Here is a 24566-nt window from a genome sequence, read left to right as displayed (position 1 = left end):
CTGACTTTGCAAGCGCTAAATGATCAGGTGCAGGTCCGCACGGGCGCAGCCGGCGACGGGTTATAGATTTGGCTGAGGTCGCGCGATTCGCGCACCGTGAAGGCTGCGGTCGAGCGAATGGTTTGTGAGCCGAGCCATGACCCGAACAGCAGCGGCTGATAGGTATAATAGACTTCGACAAACATCACGGCGCTGCCCGCCGCGGCCTTCACCTCGCGGCCCGCTGGGCCCATGCCGGGAAAGGCCGTGCCGGTCGCGCCATTGCCCGCGACGCCATAGGATGAAGGGCTGGACGGGCGGTTGCCATAGCACCGCTGCCAACGGATCCACTGGCCACCCTCGGCGTTGGTTTCGAGGCTGGACAGGATCATCCGTCCGTTGGCGAGAAAATTGAGATCGCCGCTCTGTAACTGGACACCGGTGAACACCTCGTTGATGTCGACTTCGCGCACCTGCGGGGTGACAAGATTGCTGCCCGACGCGATGCGCGCTGCACCGTCGGCGGCGCTAAGCGCAATCTGGCTGATACGCGTGTTGGCCAGCGTCAAACTGGCGATTTCCATTCCGCCAAAGCCCAATAACATCAGAAAGGGCATGGTGTAGGCCAGCTCAACAAAAACCACGCCGCGATTGTCGCGGACGCTTGCCAGCAGGCAGCGCAATGCAGAGATACGAGACCGGATCATGTGCAAATCTCGGTATTGTTGATGTCGTTGGTGTTGAACGGTTGGTTCCGCAAAACGGTTGAAGCCGTGATGGTGGATTCCTGTGGCTGGCCCATAAATTTCCACCCAGGGAATATGCGGTTGATGCGCATTTGCGCCGTGTAGAGCACCACTTCGTCACCGCCGCCCTGGCCGCCCTTGCCCCGATCGGCATCCCAGCTGCCACTGCCATTGGTGTCGGTGAAGCATTCGCCGGGGTCGCGGGTGCCGTTGTTGTTGCTGTCGGTCAGCGGCTCGGGTTTGCTGACGCCGCTGAAATTGTCATAGGCCAGACGCGTATAAGTCAGCGTGGCATCTTGAAACACGGTTTTGACGTTCTCGGAAACCGCTGCGTCGATCGCGACTTGTGAAGCATTGTTCCCTTCCAGCGCCGAATCGCGTGCCGCCCGGTTAACCGCGCCCGACAGCACCGATTTGGCATAAAGCTGCATCGAAAAGTCGTAGATGCCAAATAGCAAGAGAAAGAACACAGGGCAGGTAATCGCAAATTCGACTGCCGAAATAGCCCGCTTATCGCCGATAAGGCGTGCTAGTAGGGGGCGAAGCCGCGACATCATTGCGAAATCCGCAGTTTGGAAATCTGCCGCGCGATGGCCTGGAACTGGGTGTTGAGCGTAGCGGCGTTCGAGGCCGTGAAGGCCTTGTCATTGCCGCTGGCACAAGTGACCAGGGATGCCGTTGCCGTCGTATCGAAATCGATGGTCCAGATCGTAATGCCCTTGGCTTTGGCGGCCGCGCAGATTTGCAGGAAGCGATTTGTGTGACGAGCGTTGCCGTCGCTGTCGCTGGTCGAACCGATCCGCTGCATGGTGTTTTCATGCCCCTGGAAGCTCAGGTTGCCGCGACCAGTGACGATTTCACCGTCGGTCATGAAGATCAGGTGGCGCTGAATGGTGCGGCCATTGGGGGCCACCTGATTTTCGCTGGCGAACAGGCCGTCGGGCGAAATCAGACGCGCCCCCCAAGTCATCCCCGCATCGTGATAGGTGTTGCCGTTGGCGGTGAGCGACTGGATATAGCTGTTGAATGTCGAGCGGTCTGCCGACGTCATGGTCGTCAGCTTCGACGCCGCAACCGGGCAGCTGTTCCAGCCCCAGCTATTGCGATCCGATGTGGTCAGTTCCGAAGCCGTGCCACTGCGGGTGAACGCCAGGTCCCCCATTTGCAACCGCCACTGCGTATCTGCGTCGGCGGTGGGCACCAGGTCGATGTCCATGTCAAGAGCATCCGAAGGCGCCGCCGCGTTGCTGGCAAACGGCTCGGTCTTGCGCTCGATGATGCAACCGCTCCACGAAGCGCTCAAATCGGCGCCTTTGTCGCCAACATCGTAAGTGACGCTGCCACCGCTCTTGGCGGAGGAGACATCAAACACCCGGTCCTCATAACGATAACGCGAAAAGACCGGGATGGGCGGCTGCGTAACCGTCGAAGGTGTCGTGCGGGTGAAGGTGCCTGTGCGCCGCTGACGCCGACATTGGCCGCCAGTCCAGACGTGCTGGTAGTTGAAGAACTGGAAGTTCTGCCGGTCTTCATAGGTCGTAACGCGATTGCCGTCGGCGTCGATATACTGCCCGGTCTGCGTTCGCGTGACCCCCCCCGATGAAGTGGGCGGCGTGTCCGCAGGATTGGGTGTTTCCGGGCAGGTTGTGCTGTCTTTGCCGCTCGGATGCGGGCTATTGTTTGACCAACTTCCCCAAGTTACCGGCCCGTCAAACGGGGTCCCATAGGTGGTAACACCTGTGCCCCATGTAGTGGTATAGACGGGAGTGCGCGAAGGCAGTGTTACTTCATCGGCCAGCCAGCTGCTGTTGGCCGCGGTCAGCACGCTTCCTATATTCACGTTTAAATTATAGGGTACGACGCCAAAACGAATGCGCCCGTCGCCTACCGCTGCACTGGTCAGCGTGTCAAAGAAGTTCATCGTTGCATTCTTGAGTGCGTCGAGGCGCGAGATGGTATCGCCGCCGTTGACACTTGCCATCGATCCTGTGACGTCGAGCACGAGCATCACGTCGACGTTCGACACTTCCAGCTTGGCGGTGCATTCTACCGACAAGTTAAACTCGGTCTGGCCCATCAGCCGCGTGAGTGTTGTGGGCACCTTGGCCGATGCTGTGCCCTTTACGTTCGACGGACCATCCTGCACCGAATTGAAAGCGATGTTCGTCGAACCGTAGAGCCCGGTGTCATAGTTGATGTTGAACATCTTGGTGGCTTCGGCCTTGTTCGCGGTCGTATAGGTCCCGCCCACCATCATGCGGCGTCCGGCCAGAACGCCGGCATCGCAGGCCTGCTGCAGCCGCAGATCCGCCATATATGCTCGGCCAATATCAATTCCCGAGCCAACGATGAGGATGATTGGCACAGTGGACGCTGCAACCATAACAAGGGTGATGCCGCGCTCGTCACGGGCAAAGCGCGTTATCGCGTCACGCAAGCGCCGCTTAACATTGTTCTTGTTCGCCACCGGACTGCTCCCCTGCCGCGCGCAAGGCGGCATTGCGGATGAAATGATGGCGGAGATAGCGCTGCAAAGGTTACCAATTCCCTAAACCCACAAGTGCTTGTCCCGTTTCGGGGCAGGGCAGGTTTCCGGGCTTTAGAGCCTAGTGCCGGAAGTGGCGCATGCCTGTGAACAGCATGGCAATGCCCGCTGCGTCGGCAGCGGCAATGACTTCATCATCGCGGATCGACCCGCCCGGCTGGATGACGCAGGTTGCCCCGGCCTCGATTGCAGCCAGCAATCCGTCAGCGAAGGGGAAAAAGGCATCACTGGCAACCGCGCTGCCGACGGTGCGAGGGGTCGCCCAGCCGTGACTCTCGGCAGCCTCGCGCGCCTTGGCCGCGGCAATGCGCGCGCTGTCGCGACGGTTCATCTGGCCGGCGCCTATGCCTGCCGTTGCGCCGTCCTTGGCATAGACGATGGCGTTGGATTTGACATGCTTGGCGACGGTCCAGGCGAACAAGGCGTCGGCGAGCTCGCTTTCGGTGGCCGCGCGGGCGGTCACGCGTTTGAGGTCGGCCGGGTTGATGCGGCCATTGTCGCGACTCTGCGCCAGCCATCCGCCGGCGATGGTCTTCATCATGATGCCGCCGCGCGCCGGATCGGGCAGGTCGCCAGTCAGCAGCAGGCGCAGATTCTTCTTTTTGGCAAACACCGCCAGCGCGTCGGCGTCGGCGTCGGGCGCGACGACCACTTCGGTAAAGATGCCGCTGATTGCTTCCGCCGTTGCGCCATCAAGCGCACGGTTGACCGCGATGATGCCGCCGAATGCCGACACATCGTCGCACTTCAGCGCGGCATCATAGGCCGCAGCGATGGTCGCAGCGCTGGCGACGCCGCACGGGTTGGCGTGTTTGACGATGACGCAGCTGGGGTCGGCGTCGCGAAATTCAGCAACCAGTTCCAATGCCGCGTCGGCGTCGTTGATATTGTTGTAAGAGAGCTCCTTGCCCTGGACTTGGCGTGCCTGCGCAATGCCGCGCGCGGCGGGGCCGACCGGCAGATAAAGCGCGGCACGCTGGTGCGGGTTTTCGCCATAGCGCAGCTCGCTTGCCAGCTTGGTGGTGACGGGCAGGGTAGCCGGGAAAAACTGACCCTGGTCGGCAAAGGCGAACCACTGCGCAATCATGCTGTCATAGGCGGCGGTGTGGGCAAAGGCGGTGGCTGCAAGGCGCTTGCGTAAGGTGAGGCTGGTCGCGCCATTATTTGCGTCCAGCTCGGCGATCAGCGCGCCATAATCCTGCGGCTCGGTAACAATGGCGACAAAGGCGTGGTTTTTTGCTGCGGAGCGGACCATGGCTGGGCCGCCGATATCGATATTCTCGATAATGGCGTCGCGGTCTGCCCCCGCCGCCACGGTCTGGGCAAAAGGATAGAGATTGACCACGACCAGATCGATGGCGCCGATACCGTGCATAGCCATTGCTTCGGTATGTGCGGCGTCGTCGCGTACTGCCAAAATGCCGCCATGCACTCCAGGGTGCAGCGTCTTCACCCGCCCATCCATCATTTCGGGAAAGCCAGTGAGGTCGGCGACATCGCGCACCTCATGACCGGCATCACGAAGCGCGCGTGCAGTCCCGCCGGTCGATACCAGTTCCACTCCGTGACGCACCAGCGCGGCGGCCAATTCGGCAAGCTCCGCCTTGTCGCTGACCGACAATAGTGCGCGGCGGATAGGAATCAGGTCGGTCATGGAGGGGATTCTCGCGCTGTGGGATTGTTGCCGCGCGCTCTAGGTTGACCCTTCCCAAAGGGCAAGCGCGTCAACCGATGTGTTTCAAGATCCAGCCAATACTCGCTCCGCCGGCTGGGCTGGTGCCCGAGACAACCAGTTGTTCGATCGGGTGCGGGCGCCCGTCGCCATCGACCCACAAGCTGTCTTCGATCGCAACTTCGCCGTCGGAACAGCGGAATTGCCATAGTGGTCCCCCAGCAATGCGCAGCAGTGCGCCCTGCTTGTCCGCCGTCAGGCTGGCGCTGATGCCCAGACCCAAGTGAAAGCGCAGCGCAAAGCCGATGCTGCCGCGGCGCCGTGCGCGCGGGGCGGGGAGCAGCACATCCTCGCCGCGCAGCTCACGCCCTGAAGGCAGCAAGATCAGGCTGCGGCGATGGATCAAACCGTGCCGCCGCGCATAGCCGTCGTGGCTCATTTCCAGGCGACTGCCCGCCTCATTCTCGCGCCGGTCAATCTCGACCTCGGTAACCCCTTTGCCCAGCGTGCCGTTGGGCAGGATTGCGGTCGAATTGGTGTCGGCGAGTACCAGCGTCGAATGCGCGGCAGTGGTGCGCAGGCCCCGCGCCAGAGCGACCGGAATGGTCGCCCCGGCCAATCCTGCACCGCCGCAATTGACGACGATGCGCGTGGGCCCATCGGACAGTTCGAACGCCAGCGTCGATGCGCAGCCAGCGTCGGTGACGCGCGCCACCGGCGGTGGGGCGGCATCGGCGAGCAGGATGAGCTTGCCTGCGGTCAGGCGCTGATAGCCCCAGTCGCGCGCCTGTTTCAGCGGGCGGGTGCGCACGCCGCTGGCATCTGTAACGGCGCGAACTTGTTCGGCCGAAGCCGCGCCGCTTCCTTGCCAGCAGCCAAGCCCGCCGTCGCCGTGCGTTACCCCCAGCACGGCCGGGACAGCGCGGGTCTGAACCTCATGCAGATACTGCGGCGGGGTGACCGAGCGCATCGCATAGATGCGCTGGAGCATGGCGATGGCCATAATCGCGTCAAGCTGAACCAATGGCGAGCGCGAGATATTGCCGCCATCGGCATAGATGACCGCCTCAAGGGCCTTTTTCAGCCCGGCCTCGCCAAAGATTCGGCGCGGTTCGCCGCCGGGCAGCAGCAGTGAGGCGGCGACAATGCCAATCCACGCCACCAGTTGCGGCAGGCCGGGCCGCATGCGGTCGGCGGTCTGGTCGAGGTGGCGTGCCGCGCGCGCGATGTGGTTGAGCACGGCGGACCGATAAACCAGATCGCTCGACGACAGGATCAGCGGTGCGTGAGCGGCCCAGAACAGGATGCGCCACCCGCAATTGTCTGGCCGCCAAGCGGGTTCGCCGACCAGTTCACCATGCGCGGCTAGCCAATCGGCGACAACACGCTCAGCAATCGGTGCGCCATCTGCCCGGGTTGCGCTGGCAGAAAGGTCGCGCAGCCAGGCAAAGCTGTGCAGATAGTCGGCAAAGGGCGGCGCCACCGCCAGATTGCGAAAGTCGAGATCGGCCAGCGGCTGTTTCAGCCCGCGGTGCAGGAAATGCCCGGCGCGGATGGCCGTGCCCGCGCGCGTGTCGCCCCCAACGGGATCTTCGGGCACCCCGAGCAGCTTCAACGGGAAGCGGCCCTTGAGCCGAAAATGGTGCAAGGGGGTGCGCCAAGTCAGGCGCGTAATCTGGTTCACCAGCCTTTCGCCCAACGACAGGCCGCGCTCGCTCGGCAGGCGGATTAGCCGTTTGCCGGGTTCGATGGTGTCGATGGCGTCCGATGGTTCGGCCGCAACCGGCGCATGTGCGGGGTCATTGCCCCCGTCGGCCGTCTTTGCCGCGGTGCCCAGTTCCACCGGCTCAGCCCCCCCGCAAACCGGCGATATTGGCGGCATAGGCCGACGGACCTCCGCGAAATGTTGCTGTCCCAGCCACCAGGACGTCGGCCCCGGCGGCGATGGCGAGGGGCGCAGTTTTGGCGTCGATGCCGCCATCAACCTCCAGCCGGATGTCGCGACCCGATTTGTCGATCATCTTGCGCACAGCCTCGATTTTGCGCAGCTGGCTGGTGATGAAACTTTGTCCGCCGAACCCAGGATTGACGCTCATGACCAGCACCAGATCGATATCGTCGATGAGGTAATCGAGCATCTTGGCGGGCGTCGCAGGATTAAGCGAAATACCCGCCTGCTTGCCCAGTGCCTTGATGCGCTGGACGGTACGGTGGACGTGCGGCCCGGCTTCCGGGTGTACGGTGATGATGTCAGCGCCCGCGTCGGCAAAGGCATCAAGGAAGCCGTCAACCGGCGAAATCATCAGATGGACGTCAAACGGCAGGCTGCTGTGCGGGCGCAGCGCCTTCACCACGGCTGGGCCGATGGTGAGGTTGGGAACGAAATGTCCGTCCATGACATCGACATGAACCCAGTCGGCCCCGGCGGCCTCGATCGCCGCGACTTCTTCGCCCAGCCGCGCGAAATCGGCAGATAGAATCGAAGGCGCGATACGGACGGTGGATGGGGCTGTCGGTGACATGACAAGCCCTTAACTATGTCGGGGGACAGGGGCAAGCGCGGTGAACATTCACGCCTTATCGACGGCGTTTGGGCTTATCCTCCTTGGTTGAATTGCCCCAACGCCAGCGCCACCCGCCCTCGGTGCGGGCGGCATAGAGCGGCATTGGTGCCAAAGCCACCAGAATGACCAGAGGCAGTAACACAAGCGGGCGATCCTGCAGGACGACCCCAAGACCGACCATCACCGCCACATGCACCGCCAGCAAAACCCAGCCTTGCCATTTGATCGGCAACCCTGCGCCGAAGCCGTGCGATTTGGCGCTAAACCAGGGACCTTTTTCCAGAAACAGGTGCAACATTACATAACTCCTTGCGGCCTTGCCTTATTCATAACCCGATCCTTCCTTTATTGGCGGACGTCCGCGCCGTGCAGCCTCGCCCAGCGCCACCTTTACCCCGCGTTGCGCCAACGCCTCGCGCAGCAGCACCTCGATCTGCGCATTGGCGCTGCGCAGATCGTCGGCGGCCGCACGTTCGATCGCCGCGTAAAGTGCGGGGTCGAGGCGCAGGGGAAAGGCTTTTTTGGCGGACATCGAGCAAAAGCGGGCTCAGTAGAGCGAGCCCGCATTCACCACTGGCTGCGTGTCGCGTTCGCCGCACAGCACAACCATCAGGTTCGACACCATAGCCGCTTTGCGTTCGTCATCCAGCTCGACGACATTTTTCTCGCTCAGCTGGGTCAGCGCCATGTCGACCATCGTCACCGCGCCTTCGACCAGCTTCTTGCGCGCGCTGATTACGGCTTCGGCTTGCTGGCGGCGCAGCATCGCGCCCGCGATCTCAGGGGCGTAGGCGAGGTGGGTGAGGCCGCATTCATCGACGGTGATACCCGCGACTGACAGACGCTCAATCAGCGCAATACGCAACTCGGCACCAACCTCTTCATGGTTGCCGCGCAGCGTAACTTCCTGATGCTCAATGTCGTCATAGGGATAGCGCGAGCCAATGGAACGCACCGCCGCCTCAATCTGCGCATCGACAAATTCTTTATAGTCATCGACGTCGAACAGCGCTTGCGCAGTGTCGGTGACGCGCCAAACGACCTGCGCTGCCATTTCAATCGGGTTGCCGCGCGCGTCGTTGACCTTGATCTTCTCGCTGATGACATTGTTGGCGCGTACCGCGATTTTCTTTCGGCTTAGCCAGGGCAGCACCCAACGTAGCCCCTCTTCGCGATCGGTGCCCTTATAGGCGCCAAACAACTGAATCGCTGCGGCCTCGTTGGGGTTGATAAGGTAAAACCCGGAAAGGATGAGCGTACCGAAAATGGCGCTGAGAATAACCACGCCCCATTTCCAGCCGACCTCGTCGCCGCTCACATTGCTGATACCCGCCCAAAGCGCGAGGCCAAGCAGCACAAACCAGACAAGCAGCATGAAATAGCCGCTTTGTGTCGCCGCGCGCCCCTCGCGGCTGCGGTTGAGGGCAGGGGTATCCATGGACATGACAAGCCTCCGATTCGATATAATTGTGATATCATATTTATATCAAAACAGGCGACCGTCAACTATGGTCGTCAGGCCGGCAATGGATCGCCAAAATGTTTCAGAGCGGCGCGCGCGATGGGCTCGCCCCATTCCTGTACAAAATGGCCACCGCCTTCGATTTCCATCGGCGGCGGGCAGCCGCGGATCAGCTTGTGCAGGCTCATCATTGCGGGCGGACCGAGCACTGGGTCGGCCATGCCGATCGCCATGAAACTGGGGCCGCTAAATTCCGCAGACCAAAATTGCGCCGCCGCCTGGCTTACATCGACGCCCTCCATATCGGGCTCGACGGGGACGAGCGCGGGAAAGACCTGCGCCCCTGCCTTATATTCGGGGCCGGGATAGGGCGCGTCATAGGCGGCGACTTCGGCGTCGGTCAGGTGGGGCGTGCCGCGCTTGATCAGCGGGCCGATCGGCAGGTCGGGCGTGGATAGGGCGTAGGCCTTCCACGCCTTAAACCCGTCGGTCATTCCGCGCCCCAGTCCCAGCCCGGTGTTCATAACAATCAGCCGCGACAGCCGCGCGCGAAATGCCGGATCGACCGGCAGCGTCAAGCCTAGCAGGCCGCCCCAGTCCTGCACCACCAGCGTGATATTCGAAAGGTCCAGCCGCTCAACTAACGCCAGCAGCGAATTGCGGTGAAAATGGAAGCTGTAGTCCGACTGATTAATCGGTTTGTCGCTGCGGCCAAAACCGAATAGATCGGGCGCGACGACGCGCGCGCCGCTTGCCAGAAACACCGGAATCATCCGGCGATAGAGGAAAGACCAACTGGGTTCGCCGTGCAGGCACAGGAAGGTGCGGTCGGCATCGGCAGGCCCCGCCTCCACCCGGGCCATCCGCAGCCCTTCGTAGCCCGGCAAGTCATCGATGTAGTAAAACGGGTAGTCAAAATCGGGCACATTGGCGAAGGCAGAGTCGGGGGTGCGCAGGGCAGCGATAGTCATCGGGGCCGTACCTTTCCTAGGTTGATTCGGCCCCGATGATGCCGGTCATTTCCCGGTCGGGAAACCCCGCTTCTTGAGGAGCGCGGTCACATCCGGATCGCGCCCGCGGAACGCGCGATAGGCCTCGATCCGGTCGGTTTCGTTGCCGGTCTCCAGCAATATGGTGCGGAAGCGGTCGGCGACCTTGCGGTCCCACGGGCTGCCCGCCTCTTCGAACGCGGCCCAGGTGTCGGCATCCATCGTTTCGGACCAGAGGTAGCTGTAATAGCCCGCCGAATAGGCGTCCGAGCTGAACAAATGGCCGAACTGCGGCAAGCGGTGGCGCATCACAATTTCGCGCGGCATGCCCATGGCGATCAGCGTGTCGCGCTCGAACGCGTCGATGTCGGTCACCGGCGTCGTGCGGTTGTGCAGCTTCATGTCGACGATGGCGCTCGACAGATATTCGACCGTGGCAAAGCCCTGGTTGAACTTGTCGCTGGCGCGGATCTTGTCGACCAGCGCCTGCGGGATGGGCTTGCCCGTCTGATAATGTAGCGCAAAGCGCGACAAAATTTCGGGCGTCAGCAGCCAGTTTTCGTGCACCTGGCTAGGATATTCCACAAAGTCGCGCGGCACGCCGCCAAGCGCGGGATATTTGACCTTATAGAGCAGGAAGTGAATGGCGTGGCCGAATTCGTGGAACAGCGTCGTGGCATCGTCGAGGCTGATCAGCGTCGGCCCGCCGTCCGCGCTGGCGGTGAAGTTGTTGTTGTTTGACGCCAGCACATTGCGCTTGCCGCCAAGCTCGCGGTAGCTGCGGTACGTGGTCATCCACGCGCCCGAGCGTTTGCCGTCGCGCGCGAAATTGTCGAGGTAGAAGACGCCGATATTCGCGTTGGTTTTGAGGTTATAAACCTCGAACGTCCGCACCTTGGGGTCGAACACGGGGATGGTGCCGGTGTTTTCGCGGAAGCCCATGTCGTAAAGCTGGCCCGCCATCCAGAACATGCCGTCGACCAACTTGTCCAGTTGCAGGTACGGTTTGATCTCGCTTTCATCGAGGTCGTATTTCGCCTTGCGCACCTTTTCGGCGTAATAGCGGTAATCCCACGGTTCGATGGTCAGCTTGGGGCCCTTGCCCGCCTTTGCTTCGGCATCGGCGATCGCCTGCATGTCGGCGACCTCTTCCTTCACGCGCGCGACGGCGGCGGGCCAGACTTTCATCATCAGCTCCATCGCCTTGTCGGGCGATTTGGCCATGGTGTCGGCCATGCGGTAATGCGCGTGGGTGGGAAAACCGAGCAGCTCGGCGCGCTGTTGGCGCAGTTTCAAAATGTCGGCGATCAGCGAATTGGTGTCATTGGCATCGCCATTGTCGCCGCGCCCCACAAACGCCTTGTAGACGCGCTCGCGAAGGCCCCGGTTGGTCGCATATTGCAGCACCGGCTGCGCCGCCGAACGGGTGTTTTTGATGGCATATTGGCCAGGCTTGCCATTGGCTTCTGCGGCCGCCTTGAACGAGGCAATCAGCGCAGGTTCGAGGCCATCCAGTTCGCTGGCACTGGCGAAAGTATAGAGTTTCTCGTCGGCCAGCAGCTTGGACGAGAATTGCGAAAACAGCCCCTCGAGCTTCGCATTGATAGACACCAGGACGGCGCGATCTTCCTCTGACAGATTGGCGCCGTTGCGCACCATTTCTTCATATTCGCGCTCGACGATGCGCTGCTGCTGCGCGTCGAGGCCGCTGGTTTTGCGTGCGTCATAGACCGCTTTGTAGCGTGCAACCAATTTGGGCTGGAGCATCAGTTCGGTGTAGAAGGTGGAGATTTTGGGGCTCCACTCGGCGTCAATTTCCTCGACGCGGGCGTTCGACACGTTCGACGTCTGCACGCCCCACAGCGAAAAGACGCGGTCCATCGTCGCGCCCGCCAGCATCATCGGGACATGGGTGTTTTCAAAGGTGGGCGGCGCGGGGTTGTTGATAATGGCGTCCACATCGGCCTTCACTTCAGCCATGGCGGCGGTGAAGGCATCGGGGAACAGGTCGGGCCGCATCTTGTCCCACGGCGGCACCCCGCCATAGGGGCCGGTCCAGTTGGCGGTCAGCGCATTGCCCGCCGGTTTGGCGGCTTCGGCAGCAGGCGGCGCAGTTTCGGTGGTGGCGGTGTCAGCCATAGTCGCACATCCGGTGAGCATGGAGGTGGAAGCAAAAAGGGCGGTCAGCGGCAAGCGCATGGCATATCTCTCCGTGGGGGTCGTTGCTGGTGCAACTATATGACGTTGGATTAACCGCAAATGGCTTGGGGCTGCAAGGGCCCCCGCCCCCGCCCCGACAACTGGCCGCTCCCCGGCGAAAGCCGGGGCCCAGCTGGCGCGGCGCTAACCCGCATGGACCCCGGCTTACGCCGGGGAGCGCAAGGATTATCGGCACACGCCGCCAAACTCGCGCGCTGCCATGTCGAAATGGAAATGGTCGCGGTGCGCGGCGTTGAAATCGGGCGACAGGGTGGTGGCGAAAATGGCGCACGCGCCGTCGCGCACTTCGCGCAGGAAGGCTTGCTCGTCGGCCTTGCCGGTCCAGCCGTCGATCAGCGAAACGCGCCGCCCGCTGGCAAGGCGAAAGGCGGCGATGTCATAGGCATTGCCGCTGGCGTGCTCGCTCATCCGGCTGCCCCCTGCGATGCGGCGGCAGTTGGTGGTGCCGAGGTGCTCCATGCTAATGACGCGCTGGCCAAAGTGGCGCTGCGCGGCGGGGGCGACGACTTTGCGCTGCCACAGGATCAGCCCGGCGGCGACGGCGCAGGTCGAATTGGGCTGGTCGGGGCGCAATCGCATTGCGGAAACGTCCAGGCGAGTGCGGTCGTTCAGGCGGCATTCGCCGGTGCCGATGGCTGGATCGGCGGCAAAGCGCACGCCGCCGTCGCTCAGGATCGCGCGGCAGGCGAAGGGCGTGTCGACCAGCGCGGTCAGCTTGTCGCTGGTGGCCCAGCCGATGGGGTGCGCCAGGCTGAACGGCGCATAGGGGTTGTGCTGCGGGTGGCGTTCCAGCCAGCGCCAGCCCGCGAACGCGCCGCCGATCAGCAACAGCAGCAGGACGATGGCGCCCGCGCGCTTCATCCGGCGAAGGGCGGTGCAATCAACCCCGGGACTTGGGCGCGGAAGGTGAAGAGGCCGCCAGCGTGCGGCTCGCGCGCCAGTTGCTCGTCGGACAATCCCTTTCGCGCGCTGGTGACAAAGGTGGTGCGGCCATCGTCGCCGCCAAAGCCGATCATGGTCGGGCGGCTGACCGGCAAGTCGATAGTGGCGAGCAACTCGCCGCTGGGCGACAGGCGCACGACGCGGCCGCCGTCGAACAGCGCCGACCACAGGCACCCTTCGGCATCGACCGCCGCGCCGTCGGGGCGGCCAGTGCCATGTTCGAACTGGTGGAACAGGCGCGCGTTCGCCAGCGTGCCGGTGGCGGGGTCATGGTCGAAGGCGCGGATCGCGTGGGTGGGCGTGTCGGCGTGATAGAAGGTGCGGCCATCGGGGCTGAAAGCCGCGCCGTTGCACGTGGTCATCCCGCCAATGATGCGCGCCGCGCTGCCGTCCGGCGCGATACGATAGAGCGCGGCGTCGTGGGTCGCCTTGGCCTCGTCCACGCTGCCCAGCCACCAATTGCCCGCCGCATCGGTGGCGGCGTCGTTGCAGCGATAGTCGGGCTGGTCGGCGAGGAAGGGGGTGCCGAGGGGGCGTAGTGGGGCGTCCCAATCGTCGATGGTGGCAATGCCATCGCGCAGGCCGAGCACGAGGCCACCGCAGGCGCGCGGGGCGACGCAGGCGACGGGCTGGTCGAACTGGCGGGTCGCATTGGTCCCGGTGGCGGGGTCAAAGCGGTGGAGGCGCTGCGCGGCGATATCGACCCAATAGAGGCAGGCATCGCGTACCGACCAGCGCGGCGATTCGCCGAGGCTTGCGCGGGCATCGAGGAGGAGAGTGGGCATGGGGTGGGGATAGTCGGACGCGCGGGGAAGCGCAAAGGATACAAAAGATACGGTCGGTTTCAGTGAGGATGTATCTTTTGTATCTTTAGTGAATTTGGCTTGTGGGGGCGGAAAAAGACTTGAGGTCGGTTCGCCATGCATCTGCTCAGTTGAGACAGATTGAGCGCATGTAGGACAGCGAAAAATGAGATTCGCGCGGAGACGCGGAGGTCGCGGACGCTGAAGTTAGTGAGCGCTTCTCCTTCGTCGTCCCGGACTTGATCCGGGACAACGCGCGAGCTTGGGCTTGTTGTCCCGGATCAAGTCCGGGACGACGATGGAAGGGTAAGGGGGCCAAGTCTCCCACCACACGGGGGGAGGGCTATGGAAAGACCCTCCCCACTTTTGACTTGACGTGCACGTAAACGTAAGGTCACAAACTTGCCGCCGCCGTGCGGCACATAATGTCTTGGAGAGGACCCGCCCCCATGTCGCTCGATGTCATTCCCCGCACCGCCTATAATGACGATCATGAGGCGTTTCGGCGCACCGTGCGTCAGTTTATGGAAACCGAAATCGCGCCCAACGCGGCCAAATGGGCCGAGGATGGGATTGTCGACAAGGCGATCTGGCCCAAGGCGGGTGAACTGGGCCTGCTGTGCCCGACGGTGCCTGAGGAATATGGCGGGCTGGGGCTCGACTTTGGCTACAACGCCATCGTTGACGAGGAAGCGGCCTATTATGGCCGCGCCGCGACGGGTTTCTCGCTGCAGTCGGACATCGTCGTCAATTATCTCGTCACCTATGGCAGCGAGGAACAGAAGCAGCAGTGGTTGCCCAAGCTGGTGTCGGGCGAGGTGGTCACCGCCATCGCGATGACCGAGCCGGGGACGGGCAGCGATTTGCAAGGCATTCGCACCACCGCCAAGAAGGACGGCAACCACTACGTCATCAACGGGTCGAAAACCTATATCACCAACGGCCAGACCGCCGATCTGGTGCTGGTGTGCGTGAAGACCGACACCGAGGTGCAGCCGGCGTGGAAGGGCGTATCGATTGTGCTGGTCGAGGCTGACCGCGAGGGGTTCCAGCGCGGGCGCAACCTGGACAAGATCGGGCAGGATGAGGCCGATACGTCGGAGCTGTTCTTCAACGACGTCCGCGTGCCGATCACCAATTGCCTGGGCGAAGAGGGCAAGGGCTTCATCTATCTGATGAGCGAGCTGCCGCAGGAACGGCTGTCGATTGCCGTTTCGGCGCAGGCGGCGGCGCAGCGCGCGTTTGACGATACGGTTGAATTTACGCGCGAGCGCAAGGCGTTCGGCAAGCCCATCCTGGATTTCCAGAATACGCGCTTTGTGCTGGCCGATCTGAAAGCCAAATTGCAGGTCGGCTGGGCGCATCTCGATTGGGCGTTGGCGCGGCATCTGAAGAAGGAATTGACGCCCGAGGAGGGCGCGGCGGCGAAGCTGTGGCACACCGACCTGCAGTGGGAGGTGATGGACAAATGCCTGCAGCTGCATGGCGGCGCGGGCTATATGAACGAATATCCCATCGCCCGCATGTGGCGCGGCGCGCGCGTGACGCGCATCTTTGGCGGCACGAACGAGATTATGAAGGAATTGATCGGGCGGAAATTGTAACTCCCCTCCCGCTTGCGGGAGGGGTAGGGGGTGGGCCTGTCGTGCCCATGCTCGCTTCGCTCGCGCCCACCCCTAACCCCTCCCGCAAGCGGGAGGGGAACCAAAGAAGGACTTACCCCATGCCCACAGCCTATATTGTTGACGCCGTCCGCACCGCCGGGGGCAAACGCGGCGGCAAGCTCGCCGGCTGGCACCCCGTTGATATGGCCGCCGCGACGCTGGACGCCATTGTCGAACGCAATGGTTTTGACGGCAAACGCGTCGACGATGTCGTGATGGGCTGCGTCATGCAGGGCGGGCAGCAGGGCTTGCAGGTCGGGCGTAACGCGGTGCTGGCGACCAAGCATCTGGGCGAAAGCGTGCCCGCGGTGACCATCGACCGCCAGTGCGGATCGTCGCAGCAGGCGATGCAGTTCGCTGCGCAGGCGGTGATGTCGGGAACGCAGGACATGGTGATCGCCGCAGGCGTCGAATCGATGACGCGCGTGCCGATGGGTTCGACCGTGATGTTCCATATGAAGGAAGGGCTGGGCGGCTATAAATCGCCAGGGCTGGAGGAGCGTTATCCGGGCATCATGTGGTCGCAGTTCATGGGCGCCGAGATGATCGTGAAGAAGCACGGCTTCACCAAGGAACAGCTCGACCAGTTTAGTTTTGAAAGCCACCAGAAGGCCAAGGCGGCGACCGAAGCAGGTGCGTTCACCGGCGAGATTTTGGCGCTGGAAATCGACACGCCCGACGGCAAGGTGATGCACAGCGTGGATGAAGGCATCCGCTTTGACGCGACGCTGGAGGGCATTGCCGGGGTCAAGCTGCTGCAAGAAGGCGGCACCATTACCGCTGCATCCTCGTCGCAGATTTGTGATGGCGCTTCGGCGGTGCTGATCGTGTCCGAACAGGCGCTGAAGGACCATGGGCTGACGCCGTTGGCGCGCATCCACAATCTGACCGTGACCGCGGGCGACCCGGTGATCATGCTGGAAGAGCCGCTGTTCGCAACCGACCGCGCCTTGCAACGTGCGGGCATGAAGATTGGCGACATTGATGCCTATGAGGTCAACGAGGCGTTTGCGCCGGTGCCGCTGGCTTGGCTCAAGCACACCGGCGCCGACCCCGCAAAGCTGAACCAGCATGGCGGCGCGATTGCGCTGGGGCATCCGCTGGGCGCGAGCGGCACGAAGCTGATGGCGACGCTGCTGGGCGTGCTCAAGGCCAAGGGCGGCAAATATGGCCTGCAGACGATGTGCGAAGGCGGCGGCGTCGCCAACGTCACGATTGTTGAGCGTTTGTAATCAATTGTGCTCCGGCGAAAGCCGGAGTCCAGGGCGGCGTAATCCGCCGTCGGCTTTTTAAACCCTGGACCCCGGCTTTCGCCGGGGTGCGGAGGTTCTTTTAGGGAAGGAATGTCCATGAAACTCGATTCCAGCGTAGCCGCCGTCATCACCGGCGGTGCATCGGGCCTTGGCGCCGCCACCGCGCGCGCATTGGCGGCGAAGGGCGTCAAGGTCGCCATCTTTGACCTGCAGACCGAAAAGGGCGAAGCCGTCGCTGCCGAAATCGGCGGCGTTTTCTGCGAAGTGAATGTCACCAGCGACGAAAGCGTCGATGCCGGTTTTGAAAAGGCGCGCGCCGCGCATGGACAGGAACGCATCCTGGTCAACTGCGCGGGCACGGGCAGCGCGATGAAGACCGCGAGCCGCAGCAAGACCGACGGCACGATCAAGCATTACCCGCTCGACGCGTTCAACTGGCTGATCCAGATCAATCTGGTTGGCACCTTCCGCTGCATTGCCAAATCGGCGGCAGGGATGCTGACGCTCGACCCCATGGAGGATGGCGAGCGCGGGGCGATCGTCAACACCGCCAGCGTTGCGGCCGAGGATGGCCAGATGGGTCAGGTCGCCTATTCGGCATCCAAGGCGGGCGTGGTCGGCATGACGTTGCCCATCGCGCGCGACCTGTCGGGCGAGGGCATTCGCGTGAACACCATTTTGCCGGGCATTTTCGAAACGCCGCTGATGCTGGGCGCGCCGCAGAATGTGAAGGATGCGCTGGCCGCGTCGGTGCCGTTCCCCAAGCGGCTGGGCAACCCCAATGAATATGCGCACCTTGCGCTGACGATGATCGAGAACAGCTATTTCAACGGCGAGGATGTCCGTTTGGATGGCGCCATCCGCATGGCACCGCGCTGATATGCCGCGTTTCGACCCTGCCCGGCTGGATGCTGCGAACTATCCTTATGCCACCAGTGTCGAAACGCGCTTTCAGGACCTGGACCCGCTCGGCCATATCAACAATGTCGCGATGGCGGCCTTGTTCGAAAATGGCCGGGTGCGGTTCAACCGCGAATTGCTGGTCGAACGCAAACGGCGGGTGAAGGGGCAGCGCTGGCTGATCGCGCGGGTCGAAATAAACTACATTGCCGAAGGGCACTTTCCCGATCCGATCACTGTGGCCAGCGGCATCGGCCGCATTGGCACGTCCAGCTGGGACATTGTGTCGGCGGCGTACCAGAATGACCGTTGCATCGGGCTGTGCGATACAACGATTGTTAGCACCGATGCGAATGGGGCGCTGGCGATCAGCGATGAATTTCGCGCAGAGCTGGAAAGCTTCCGGTTCCGCGGTTAACCCTCGCCCACACTCCGGATCAGATCGCGCGCGAACCCGATCAGACCCACTTGCCGCCGGCGCTTCAGCCGCTCGGCGCGCAATATCGCCTTCACCTCGTCAAAACAGGCATCGACGCTTTCGTTGATCAGCACATAGTCATAGCCGTCCCAGTGGCTGATTTCGTTGGCGGCGCGCTCCATCCGCGCGGCGATCACTTCGTCGCTGTCGGTCCCGCGCGCGCGCAGGCGGCGTTCGAGTTCGTCCATGGTCGGCGGCAGGATGAAGACGCGCACAACATCGGGCCCGGCCTCTTGGTACAGCTGCTGCGCGCCCTGCCAGTCGATGTCGAACAGCACATCGCGCCCCTCGGCGAGCACGGCATCGACGGGTGCGCGCGGGGTGCCATAGCGGTGGCCGAAGACATGCGCCCATTCGAGGAATTCGCCTGCTGCGACCATTTCCTTGAAGCGCGGGGTGTCGACGAAATGATAGTCGACCCCGTCCACTTCGCCGGGCCGCATCGGGCGCGTGGTGGCGGAAACGGACAACGCCAGGCTGGGATCGTCGGCCAGCAGCATGCGCGAAATGGTGGTTTTGCCCGCGCCCGATGGCGAGGACAGGACAAAAAGGACGCCGCGACGGGCCAACTGGACGCTCGAAGACATGGGCGCTATTCGCGCGGTAAGCTCCCTTGGTCAAGCGTTAGGGTTGAGTGAACAACGGCTCCCCAAACTCCGCCTGTCCTGAGCTTGTCGAAGGACTGTCCTTTTCTTCTGACAATGCCAAAAGAAAGAACGGCCCTTCGACGAGCTCAGGGCGGACAGGAAAGAGAGAGAAGGGGGCGCGATGACCGTGAGTGTTGGACATAGAGGCTGGATCATTGCCGCAGGGCTGTTCATCCTTCTCACCATCATCCTGCTCGCCATGGGCCGCCCGCCGATCTGCGAATGCGGCACAGTCAAATTCTGGCACGGCGTGGTGGAATCGTCGGAAAACAGCCAGCATCTGGCCGACTGGTACAGCTTCAGCCATGTCATCCACGGATTCATTTTCTATGGGCTCGCGCGTTGGCTAATCCCCGGCAAGCCCGCGTGGATCGCGCTGGCGGCGGCGATTTTTGTCGAGGCCGCATGGGAGATTAGCGAAAACACGCCGATGGTGATCAACCGTTATCGCGAGGCGACGATGGCGTTCGGCTATGCCGGTGACAGCGCGATTAACAGTATCGCGGATACGGCGTGGATGGTGGTGGGCTGGCTGGGCGCGCGGTCGATGCGCTGGTGGCAGACGGTCGCGCTGGCGATCGCGTTCGAGCTGTTCACGCTTTGGACGATCCGCGACAATCTGACGCTGAATGTGCTGATGCTGGTGTCGCCGGTCGAAGCGATCAAGGATTGGCAGGCGGGGGCGTAGGCGGCGCTGGCGGGGCGTCGGGTGGCGGGTCCATCGGCGCGCCCATGGCGGCGGCAGCGGCCTCGGCGGCCTTTTCTTCCTGCTTCTTGTCATACAGCCATTTGGCGACCATCGCGCCGCCGACAAACACCGCGCCGGGCAGCGAGCGCCGCGCGATGCGCGCTGCAACCAGGCCGAGTCCGGCGCCAATCAGCCCTTTGCCCAGCGAGCCCTTGCCCGCCGCGCTGCCGACCGCCGCCGGAATGATTTTGGTGATCACCTTGCGCATCAGATCATCCTCTCTGGCTTAACGTGGGCGTCGAAGGTCGCTGCGTCAACCAGCCCCGATGCCAAAGCCGCTTCGCGCAGCGTTGTTCCATCGGCGTGCGCCGATTTGGCGATTTTGGCGGCATTGTCATAGCCAATGACCGGTGCAAGCGCGGTGACGAGCATGAGCGAGCGGTCGACCAGCTCGGCGATGCGCGCGCGGTTCGGTTCCAGCCCCTCAATGCAATTTTTCGCGAACGTCTCCATACCGATGCTGAGCAGCTCGATCGAGCGCAGCACATTGGCCCCGATCAGCGGCTTGAACACGTTGAGTTGCAAATGGCCTTGCAGCCCGCCGATGGTGATCGCGGTGTGATTGCCCATCACCTGCGCGGCGACCATCGTCAGCATTTCGCACTGCGTCGGATTGACCTTGCCCGGCATGATCGAACTGCCGGGTTCGTTCTCGGGCAGGATCAGTTCGCCCAGCCCCGCGCGCGGACCGGAGCCGAGCAGGCGGATGTCGTTGGCGATTTTGGTGAGGGACACGGCGAGGATGTTTAGGTGACCCGACAACTCCACCAGCGTGTCGTGGCTGGCGAGCGCCTCGAACTTGTTGGGCGCGCTCACCCACGGCACGCCGCCCGTGATTTTAGCCAGCTCGTCGCAAAAGGACGGCCCGAAATCGGGCGGCGCATTCAGTCCGGTGCCGACCGCGGTCCCGCCCTGCGCCAGCCGGGACAGGCGCGGCCAGATGCCGACAATCCGGTCGGCGCTATCGTTCAGCATCGCCGCAAAAGCTGACATTTCCTGTCCCAATGTGACCGGTGTCGCATCCTGCAAATGCGTGCGGCCGATCTTGACGATGTCCGCCCAGGCTTCGGCATGGACGGCAAAGACGGTTGCCAGTGCCCGCACCGATTTGAGCAGCCGGTCGCGCGCCGCTAGCGCCGCCGCCACATGCATCGCCGTCGGAAAGCTGTCGTTTGACGACTGGCTCATATTCACATGGTCATTGGGATGCACCGGCGCCTTGCCGCCGCGTTGGCCGGTCAGCATTTCATTGGCGCGGCCCGCGATGACCTCGTTGACGTTCATATTGGTCTGCGTGCCGCTGCCCGTTTGCCAGATGGTCAGCGGGAATTGATCGTCGTGGCGGCCGTCGATGACCTCCTGCGCGGCGGCCTCGATGGCGTCGGCGACTGCACTGTCCAACCCATGCTTTCGATTGACCCGCGCCGCCGCCAGTTTGACCATCGCGAGGGCATGGATGATGCCGATGGGCATGCGCTCGTGCGGCGGGAAGGGGAAGTTTTCGATGCTCCGCTGCGTCTGCGCGCCCCAATAGGCGGCGGCGGGAACTTCGATGGGGCCGAAGCTGTCGGTTTCGGTGCGGGTGGTGGTCATCTACAACCTTACTTTCGTCGTCCTGACCTTGTTTCAGGACAACGGGCGGACTGTGGCTTGTTGTCCTGAAACAAGTTCAGGATGACGAAAACGGGGGTGAAAGAATCTCACCGTTTCTTGCCGAAATCCACCGTGACCACGTTGGAGCCATCGTCCGCGCCCACTGGCGGGGCGTCATTTTCCGCCGCTTCGTGCGGTTCGGGGGCGAAGCCCGTGTCGGCGACGTGGAATTGCAGCCCGAAATCGACCGAAGGATCGACGAAGGCGGTGATCGCCGAATAGGGAATGTCGAGTTGTGACGCGACCTGGTTGAACGACAGCTTCACCGAAAAGCCATCGTCGCCGACGACCAGGTCCCAGAAACGGTTCTGGAGCACGATGGTCATTTCGTCGGGAAATTTTTCAATCAGATGCGCGGGTATAGTGACGCCGGGCGCCTGCGTTTTGAAGGTGATATAGAAATGATGCCCGCCGGGCAGGCCGCCGTCCTCTATCTGTGATAGCACGCGGCCGACGACCGCGCGCAGCGCTTCCTGCACGATCTCGTCATAGGGAATCAGGCTGTCTTGAACATCTTCGGCCATGCCCGCTGGATTAACGGGCGGCGGTGGCGGGTCAAGCCCCTTGCCTAGCGGCGGGTGCGGCGCATAAAGGCGCGCATGCGCACCGCCACCATCAGCCGCGATACCAAGGAAACCGCAATCGCCGTGACCGTCAACCTCGACGGCACCGGCGAATATGCCGTGTCGACCGGCATTGGATTCCTCGACCATATGATCGAACAATTGTCGCGCCACTCGCTGATCGACATTGCGTTGACCGTGAAGGGCGATCTGCACGTCGACCAGCATCATACGGTGGAGGACAGCGCGCTGGCGCTGGGTGAGGCGCTGGCCAAGGCGCTGGGCGATAAGCGCGGCATCGCCCGCTATGGCGAGGCGCATGCACCGATGGACGAAACGCTGACGCGCGTCGCGCTCGATATTTCAGGGCGGCCCTATTGCGTGTGGAAATCGGGCTTTTCACAGCCGCGCCTGGGCGAGATGGACACCGAGCTGTTCTCGCACTGGTACGCCAGTTTCGCGCAAACGGCCGGCATCACGCTGCACCTCGAGACGCTGTATGGCGAAAACAACCACCATATCGCCGAAAGCGGGTTCAAGGCGCTGGCGCGGGCTTTGCGGCAGGCGGTCGCGATTGACCCGCGCAAGGGCGATGCCATCCCCAGCACCAAGGGGGTGCTGTAAGCGGCCATGACGCTGGCGCTGATCGATTATGGCGCGGGCAATCTGCGCTCGGTCGCCAATGCGCTGAAGGCGGCGGGGGCGGGCGATGTTGCCGTGACGGCTGACCCCGATGCGGTGGCGCGTGCCGATCGGATTGTGCTGCCCGGCGTCGGGGCCTTTGCCGCGTGCATGGCGGGGCTGACCGCCATCGACGGGATGGTGGCGGCGCTGGAGGCGCGGGTGCGCGGTGATGGCGCGCCTTTCCTTGGAATTTGCGTCGGCATGCAATTGCTGGCCGACGAGGGCCGCGAGCATGGCGTGACACCGGGGCTTGGCTGGATCGGCGGCTGGGTCGAAGCGATTGCACCGGCCGCCGGTCTGCGCGTGCCGCACATGGGTTGGAACGATGTCGTGCCGATGGCCGAGCACCCCGTGCTGGAACAGGGCGAGGCCTATTTCCTCCACGGCTATCAATTTCGCGCCAGCGACCCGACGGATATCGCGGCGGGGACACATCATGGCGGGCCGGTGGTGGCGGCGGTCGCGCGGGACAATATCCTGGGCGTGCAATTCCACCCCGAAAAAAGCCAGCGCTATGGCATCGCAATGCTCGAAAGGTTTCTTGCATGGCGGCCCTGACGATTTTCCCGGCCATCGACCTCAAGGCCGGCCAAGTCGTGCGACTGGCCGAGGGCGATATGGACCGCGCGACCATCTATGGTGACGATCCTGCCGCCCAGGCGCGCGTCTTTGCCGCTGCCGGGGCGGAGTGGCTGCATGTCGTTGATCTGGACGGCGCGTTCGCGGGCGAAAGCGTGAATGGCGGTGCAGTGGAAAGCATAATCGCCGCCTTTCCGGGCAAGGTGCAAGTCGGTGGCGGCATCAGAAGGCGCGCGCAAGTCGACCACTGGCTCGGGCTGGGCGTCGAGCGGGTGATTATCGGCACCGCGGCGCTGAAGGACCCCGAGTTCGTTCGCGCGGCTGCGCGTGAACTTCCGGGCCGGATTATCGTCGGCGTCGACGCGCGCGATGGGATGGTGGCGACCGAGGGCTGGGCCGATGTGTCCGATGTGCGCGTCGAAGATCTGGCGCGGCGGTTCGAGGACGCGGGAGTGGCGGCGCTGCTGTTCACCGACGTCGGGCGCGACGGGCTGCTGAAAGGGTGCAATGTTGCTGCCACGGTCGCGCTGGCCCGCGCAGTCGATATCCCGGTGATTGCCAGCGGCGGCGTGGCCGACATAGGTGACGTCCACGCGTTGCGGCCGCATGTGGCCGAGGGTATTGCAGGCGTAATCACCGGCCGCGCGCTTTATGACGGGCGGCTGGATTTGGCCGAGGCGATCGCGGCGGGGCGCGGCGCATGACCGTCCGCGTTCGCGTCATACCCTGCCTTGACGTCGCCGACGGGCGCGTGGTGAAGGGCGTTAACTTCGTCAATTTGCGCGACGCCGGCGATCCGGTCGAGGCCGCGCGCGCCTATGATGCCGCGGGGGCCGACGAGCTGTGCTTCCTCGACATTTCGGCGAGCCATGAAGGTCGCGGGACCTTGCTGGATATGGTCGCGCGCACGGCGGAGGTATGTTTCATGCCGCTGACCGTCGGCGGCGGCGTGCGCAGTGCCGATGACGCGCGCGCGCTGCTGCTCGCCGGGGCCGACAAGGTCGCGGTCAATTCGGCGGCGGTGGCACGGCCCGAGCTGGTCGCTGACATCGCCGACCGCTTCGGAAGCCAGTGCGCAGTGGGCAGCATCGACGCCCGCGCCGTTGTTCCGGGGCGGTGGGAGATTTTCACGCATGGCGGGCGGCAAGCGACGGGCGTCGATGCGCTCGCCCATGCCGTCCGTTTGGCCGAGTTGGGCGCCGGCGAGCTGCTGGTCACCAGCATGGACCGCGACGGGACGAAGGACGGCTATGATCTGGCGCTGATCCGCGCGATTGCCGATGCGGTGACGGTGCCAGTGATTGCCAGCGGCGGGGTAGGCAATCTTGGTCATTTGGTCGACGGCGTGACGCGCGGCGGGGCAAGCGCGGTGCTGGCCGCCAGCATCTTTCATTTTGGGGAGGCGACGGTTGCCGACGCGCATGTGGCGCTGGCCGCAGCAGGACTGGCGGTGCGTTCGCACTAGCTAAGGCAAG

General features: G+C 63.3%; 26 protein-coding genes. 9 read left to right on the top strand and 17 right to left on the bottom strand.

Annotation, left to right across the window (positions count from 1 at the left end):
• Positions 1-23 precede the first annotated feature (23 nt).
• The 13 genes from AC2TC0_RS00520 to AC2TC0_RS00460 form a co-directional block, all read right to left on the bottom strand.
• On the bottom strand, positions 24-686 hold the full coding sequence (locus tag AC2TC0_RS00520) for a TadE/TadG family type IV pilus assembly protein (RefSeq protein ID WP_484715535.1): 663 nt from the start codon (positions 684-686) through the stop codon (positions 24-26).
• Complete coding sequence (locus AC2TC0_RS00515; RefSeq protein WP_484716446.1) at positions 683-1279, bottom strand: TadE/TadG family type IV pilus assembly protein; 597 nt, start codon at positions 1277-1279, stop codon at positions 683-685. Before AC2TC0_RS00515 ends, AC2TC0_RS00520 begins: the two co-directional genes overlap by 4 nt.
• Positions 1279-3192 carry a pilus assembly protein TadG-related protein gene (locus AC2TC0_RS00510; protein WP_484715534.1) on the bottom strand — a complete coding sequence of 638 codons (1914 nt, stop codon included), beginning with the start codon at positions 3190-3192 and terminating at the stop codon, positions 1279-1281. The genes AC2TC0_RS00515 and AC2TC0_RS00510 overlap by 1 nt, the downstream gene beginning before the upstream one ends.
• 139 nt (positions 3193-3331) lie before the next feature.
• A complete protein-coding gene (gene purH / locus AC2TC0_RS00505; protein WP_484715533.1) occupies positions 3332-4924 on the bottom strand; it encodes a bifunctional phosphoribosylaminoimidazolecarboxamide formyltransferase/IMP cyclohydrolase in 1593 nt (530 codons plus the stop codon).
• 70 nt (positions 4925-4994) lie between these two features.
• On the bottom strand, positions 4995-6785 hold the full coding sequence (locus tag AC2TC0_RS00500; RefSeq protein ID WP_484715532.1) for a heparinase II/III family protein: 1791 nt from the start codon (positions 6783-6785) through the stop codon (positions 4995-4997).
• 4 nt (positions 6786-6789) lie between these two features.
• Positions 6790-7464, bottom strand: a complete 675-nt coding sequence (gene rpe, locus AC2TC0_RS00495; protein WP_484715531.1) for a ribulose-phosphate 3-epimerase — start codon at positions 7462-7464, stop codon at positions 6790-6792.
• A 55-nt stretch (positions 7465-7519) separates the two neighbouring features.
• Positions 7520-7804 (bottom strand): hypothetical protein, encoded by a 285-nt coding sequence (locus AC2TC0_RS00490; RefSeq protein WP_484715530.1) that lies wholly within the window; start codon positions 7802-7804, stop codon positions 7520-7522.
• Positions 7805-7828: 24 nt separating this feature from the next.
• Positions 7829-8038 (bottom strand): type II toxin-antitoxin system antitoxin, encoded by a 210-nt coding sequence (locus tag AC2TC0_RS00485; protein WP_484715529.1) that lies wholly within the window; start codon positions 8036-8038, stop codon positions 7829-7831.
• A 15-nt stretch (positions 8039-8053) separates the two neighbouring features.
• Positions 8054-8950, bottom strand: a complete 897-nt coding sequence (locus AC2TC0_RS00480) for an SPFH domain-containing protein (RefSeq protein WP_484715528.1) — start codon at positions 8948-8950, stop codon at positions 8054-8056.
• A gap of 71 nt (positions 8951-9021) precedes the next feature.
• Positions 9022-9939: a haloalkane dehalogenase gene (locus AC2TC0_RS00475; RefSeq protein WP_484715527.1), complete on the bottom strand. Its 918-nt coding sequence runs from the start codon at positions 9937-9939 to the stop codon at positions 9022-9024.
• A 45-nt stretch (positions 9940-9984) separates the two neighbouring features.
• Complete coding sequence (locus AC2TC0_RS00470) at positions 9985-12096, bottom strand: M3 family metallopeptidase (RefSeq protein ID WP_484715526.1); 2112 nt, start codon at positions 12094-12096, stop codon at positions 9985-9987.
• Between the two features lie 246 nt (positions 12097-12342).
• Positions 12343-13038 carry an extensin-like domain-containing protein gene (locus tag AC2TC0_RS00465; RefSeq protein ID WP_484715525.1) on the bottom strand — a complete coding sequence of 232 codons (696 nt, stop codon included), beginning with the start codon at positions 13036-13038 and terminating at the stop codon, positions 12343-12345.
• The gene (locus AC2TC0_RS00460; protein WP_484715524.1) at positions 13035-13904 is read right to left on the bottom strand and encodes an SMP-30/gluconolactonase/LRE family protein; all 870 of its coding nucleotides are present in this window, start codon (positions 13902-13904) and stop codon (positions 13035-13037) included. Before AC2TC0_RS00460 ends, AC2TC0_RS00465 begins: the two co-directional genes overlap by 4 nt.
• Before the next feature lie 467 nt (positions 13905-14371).
• Here AC2TC0_RS00460 and AC2TC0_RS00455 point away from each other — a divergent pair, with 467 nt between their 5' ends.
• From AC2TC0_RS00455 to AC2TC0_RS00440, 4 genes are all read left to right on the top strand, one after another.
• A complete protein-coding gene (locus AC2TC0_RS00455) occupies positions 14372-15526 on the top strand; it encodes an acyl-CoA dehydrogenase family protein (RefSeq protein ID WP_484715523.1) in 1155 nt (384 codons plus the stop codon).
• Positions 15527-15645: 119 nt separating this feature from the next.
• On the top strand, positions 15646-16818 hold the full coding sequence (locus tag AC2TC0_RS00450; RefSeq protein ID WP_484715522.1) for an acetyl-CoA C-acetyltransferase: 1173 nt from the start codon (positions 15646-15648) through the stop codon (positions 16816-16818).
• Between the two features lie 117 nt (positions 16819-16935).
• Entirely contained in the window at positions 16936-17718 is a 783-nt protein-coding gene (locus tag AC2TC0_RS00445; RefSeq protein ID WP_484715521.1) for an SDR family NAD(P)-dependent oxidoreductase, read from the top strand.
• Between the two features lies 1 nt (position 17719).
• A complete protein-coding gene (locus AC2TC0_RS00440; RefSeq protein WP_484715520.1) occupies positions 17720-18157 on the top strand; it encodes an acyl-CoA thioesterase in 438 nt (145 codons plus the stop codon).
• On the opposite strand, the gene gmk is transcribed toward AC2TC0_RS00440, so the two are convergent.
• Complete coding sequence (gmk, locus tag AC2TC0_RS00435; protein ID WP_484715519.1) at positions 18154-18804, bottom strand: guanylate kinase; 651 nt, start codon at positions 18802-18804, stop codon at positions 18154-18156. The two genes, AC2TC0_RS00440 and gmk, sit on opposite strands and share 4 nt — an antisense overlap.
• A gap of 181 nt (positions 18805-18985) precedes the next feature.
• Between gmk and AC2TC0_RS00430 the strand changes: the two genes are divergently transcribed.
• Positions 18986-19552, top strand: a complete 567-nt coding sequence (locus AC2TC0_RS00430) for a DUF2585 domain-containing protein (RefSeq protein ID WP_484715518.1) — start codon at positions 18986-18988, stop codon at positions 19550-19552.
• Here the strand turns inward: AC2TC0_RS00430 and AC2TC0_RS00425 are convergent.
• The 3 genes from AC2TC0_RS00425 to AC2TC0_RS00415 form a co-directional block, all read right to left on the bottom strand.
• A complete protein-coding gene (locus tag AC2TC0_RS00425) occupies positions 19527-19820 on the bottom strand; it encodes a hypothetical protein (protein ID WP_484715517.1) in 294 nt (97 codons plus the stop codon). The two genes, AC2TC0_RS00430 and AC2TC0_RS00425, sit on opposite strands and share 26 nt — an antisense overlap.
• Positions 19820-21205, bottom strand: a complete 1386-nt coding sequence (fumC, locus tag AC2TC0_RS00420) for a class II fumarate hydratase (RefSeq protein ID WP_484715516.1) — start codon at positions 21203-21205, stop codon at positions 19820-19822. Before fumC ends, AC2TC0_RS00425 begins: the two co-directional genes overlap by 1 nt.
• A 107-nt stretch (positions 21206-21312) precedes the next feature.
• Complete coding sequence (locus AC2TC0_RS00415; RefSeq protein ID WP_484715515.1) at positions 21313-21789, bottom strand: SspB family protein; 477 nt, start codon at positions 21787-21789, stop codon at positions 21313-21315.
• Between the two features lie 75 nt (positions 21790-21864).
• Between AC2TC0_RS00415 and hisB the strand changes: the two genes are divergently transcribed.
• From hisB to hisF, 4 genes are read left to right on the top strand one after another with little or no spacing between them, the layout of a single operon-like run.
• Positions 21865-22452: an imidazoleglycerol-phosphate dehydratase HisB gene (gene hisB, locus AC2TC0_RS00410; protein ID WP_484715514.1), complete on the top strand. Its 588-nt coding sequence runs from the start codon at positions 21865-21867 to the stop codon at positions 22450-22452.
• 6 nt (positions 22453-22458) lie between these two features.
• Positions 22459-23070 carry an imidazole glycerol phosphate synthase subunit HisH gene (gene hisH, locus AC2TC0_RS00405; RefSeq protein ID WP_484715513.1) on the top strand — a complete coding sequence of 204 codons (612 nt, stop codon included), beginning with the start codon at positions 22459-22461 and terminating at the stop codon, positions 23068-23070.
• Entirely contained in the window at positions 23058-23795 is a 738-nt protein-coding gene (gene hisA / locus AC2TC0_RS00400; RefSeq protein WP_484715512.1) for a 1-(5-phosphoribosyl)-5-[(5-phosphoribosylamino)methylideneamino]imidazole-4-carboxamide isomerase, read from the top strand. The genes hisH and hisA overlap by 13 nt, the downstream gene beginning before the upstream one ends.
• Positions 23792-24556 (top strand): imidazole glycerol phosphate synthase subunit HisF, encoded by a 765-nt coding sequence (gene hisF / locus AC2TC0_RS00395; protein ID WP_484715511.1) that lies wholly within the window; start codon positions 23792-23794, stop codon positions 24554-24556. The genes hisA and hisF overlap by 4 nt, the downstream gene beginning before the upstream one ends.
• The last annotated feature ends 10 nt before the right edge of the window (positions 24557-24566 follow it).

Source organism: Sphingopyxis sp. sgz302558 (genome assembly GCF_057220455.1).
This window is presented reverse-complemented; position numbering and strand designations above follow the sequence as displayed.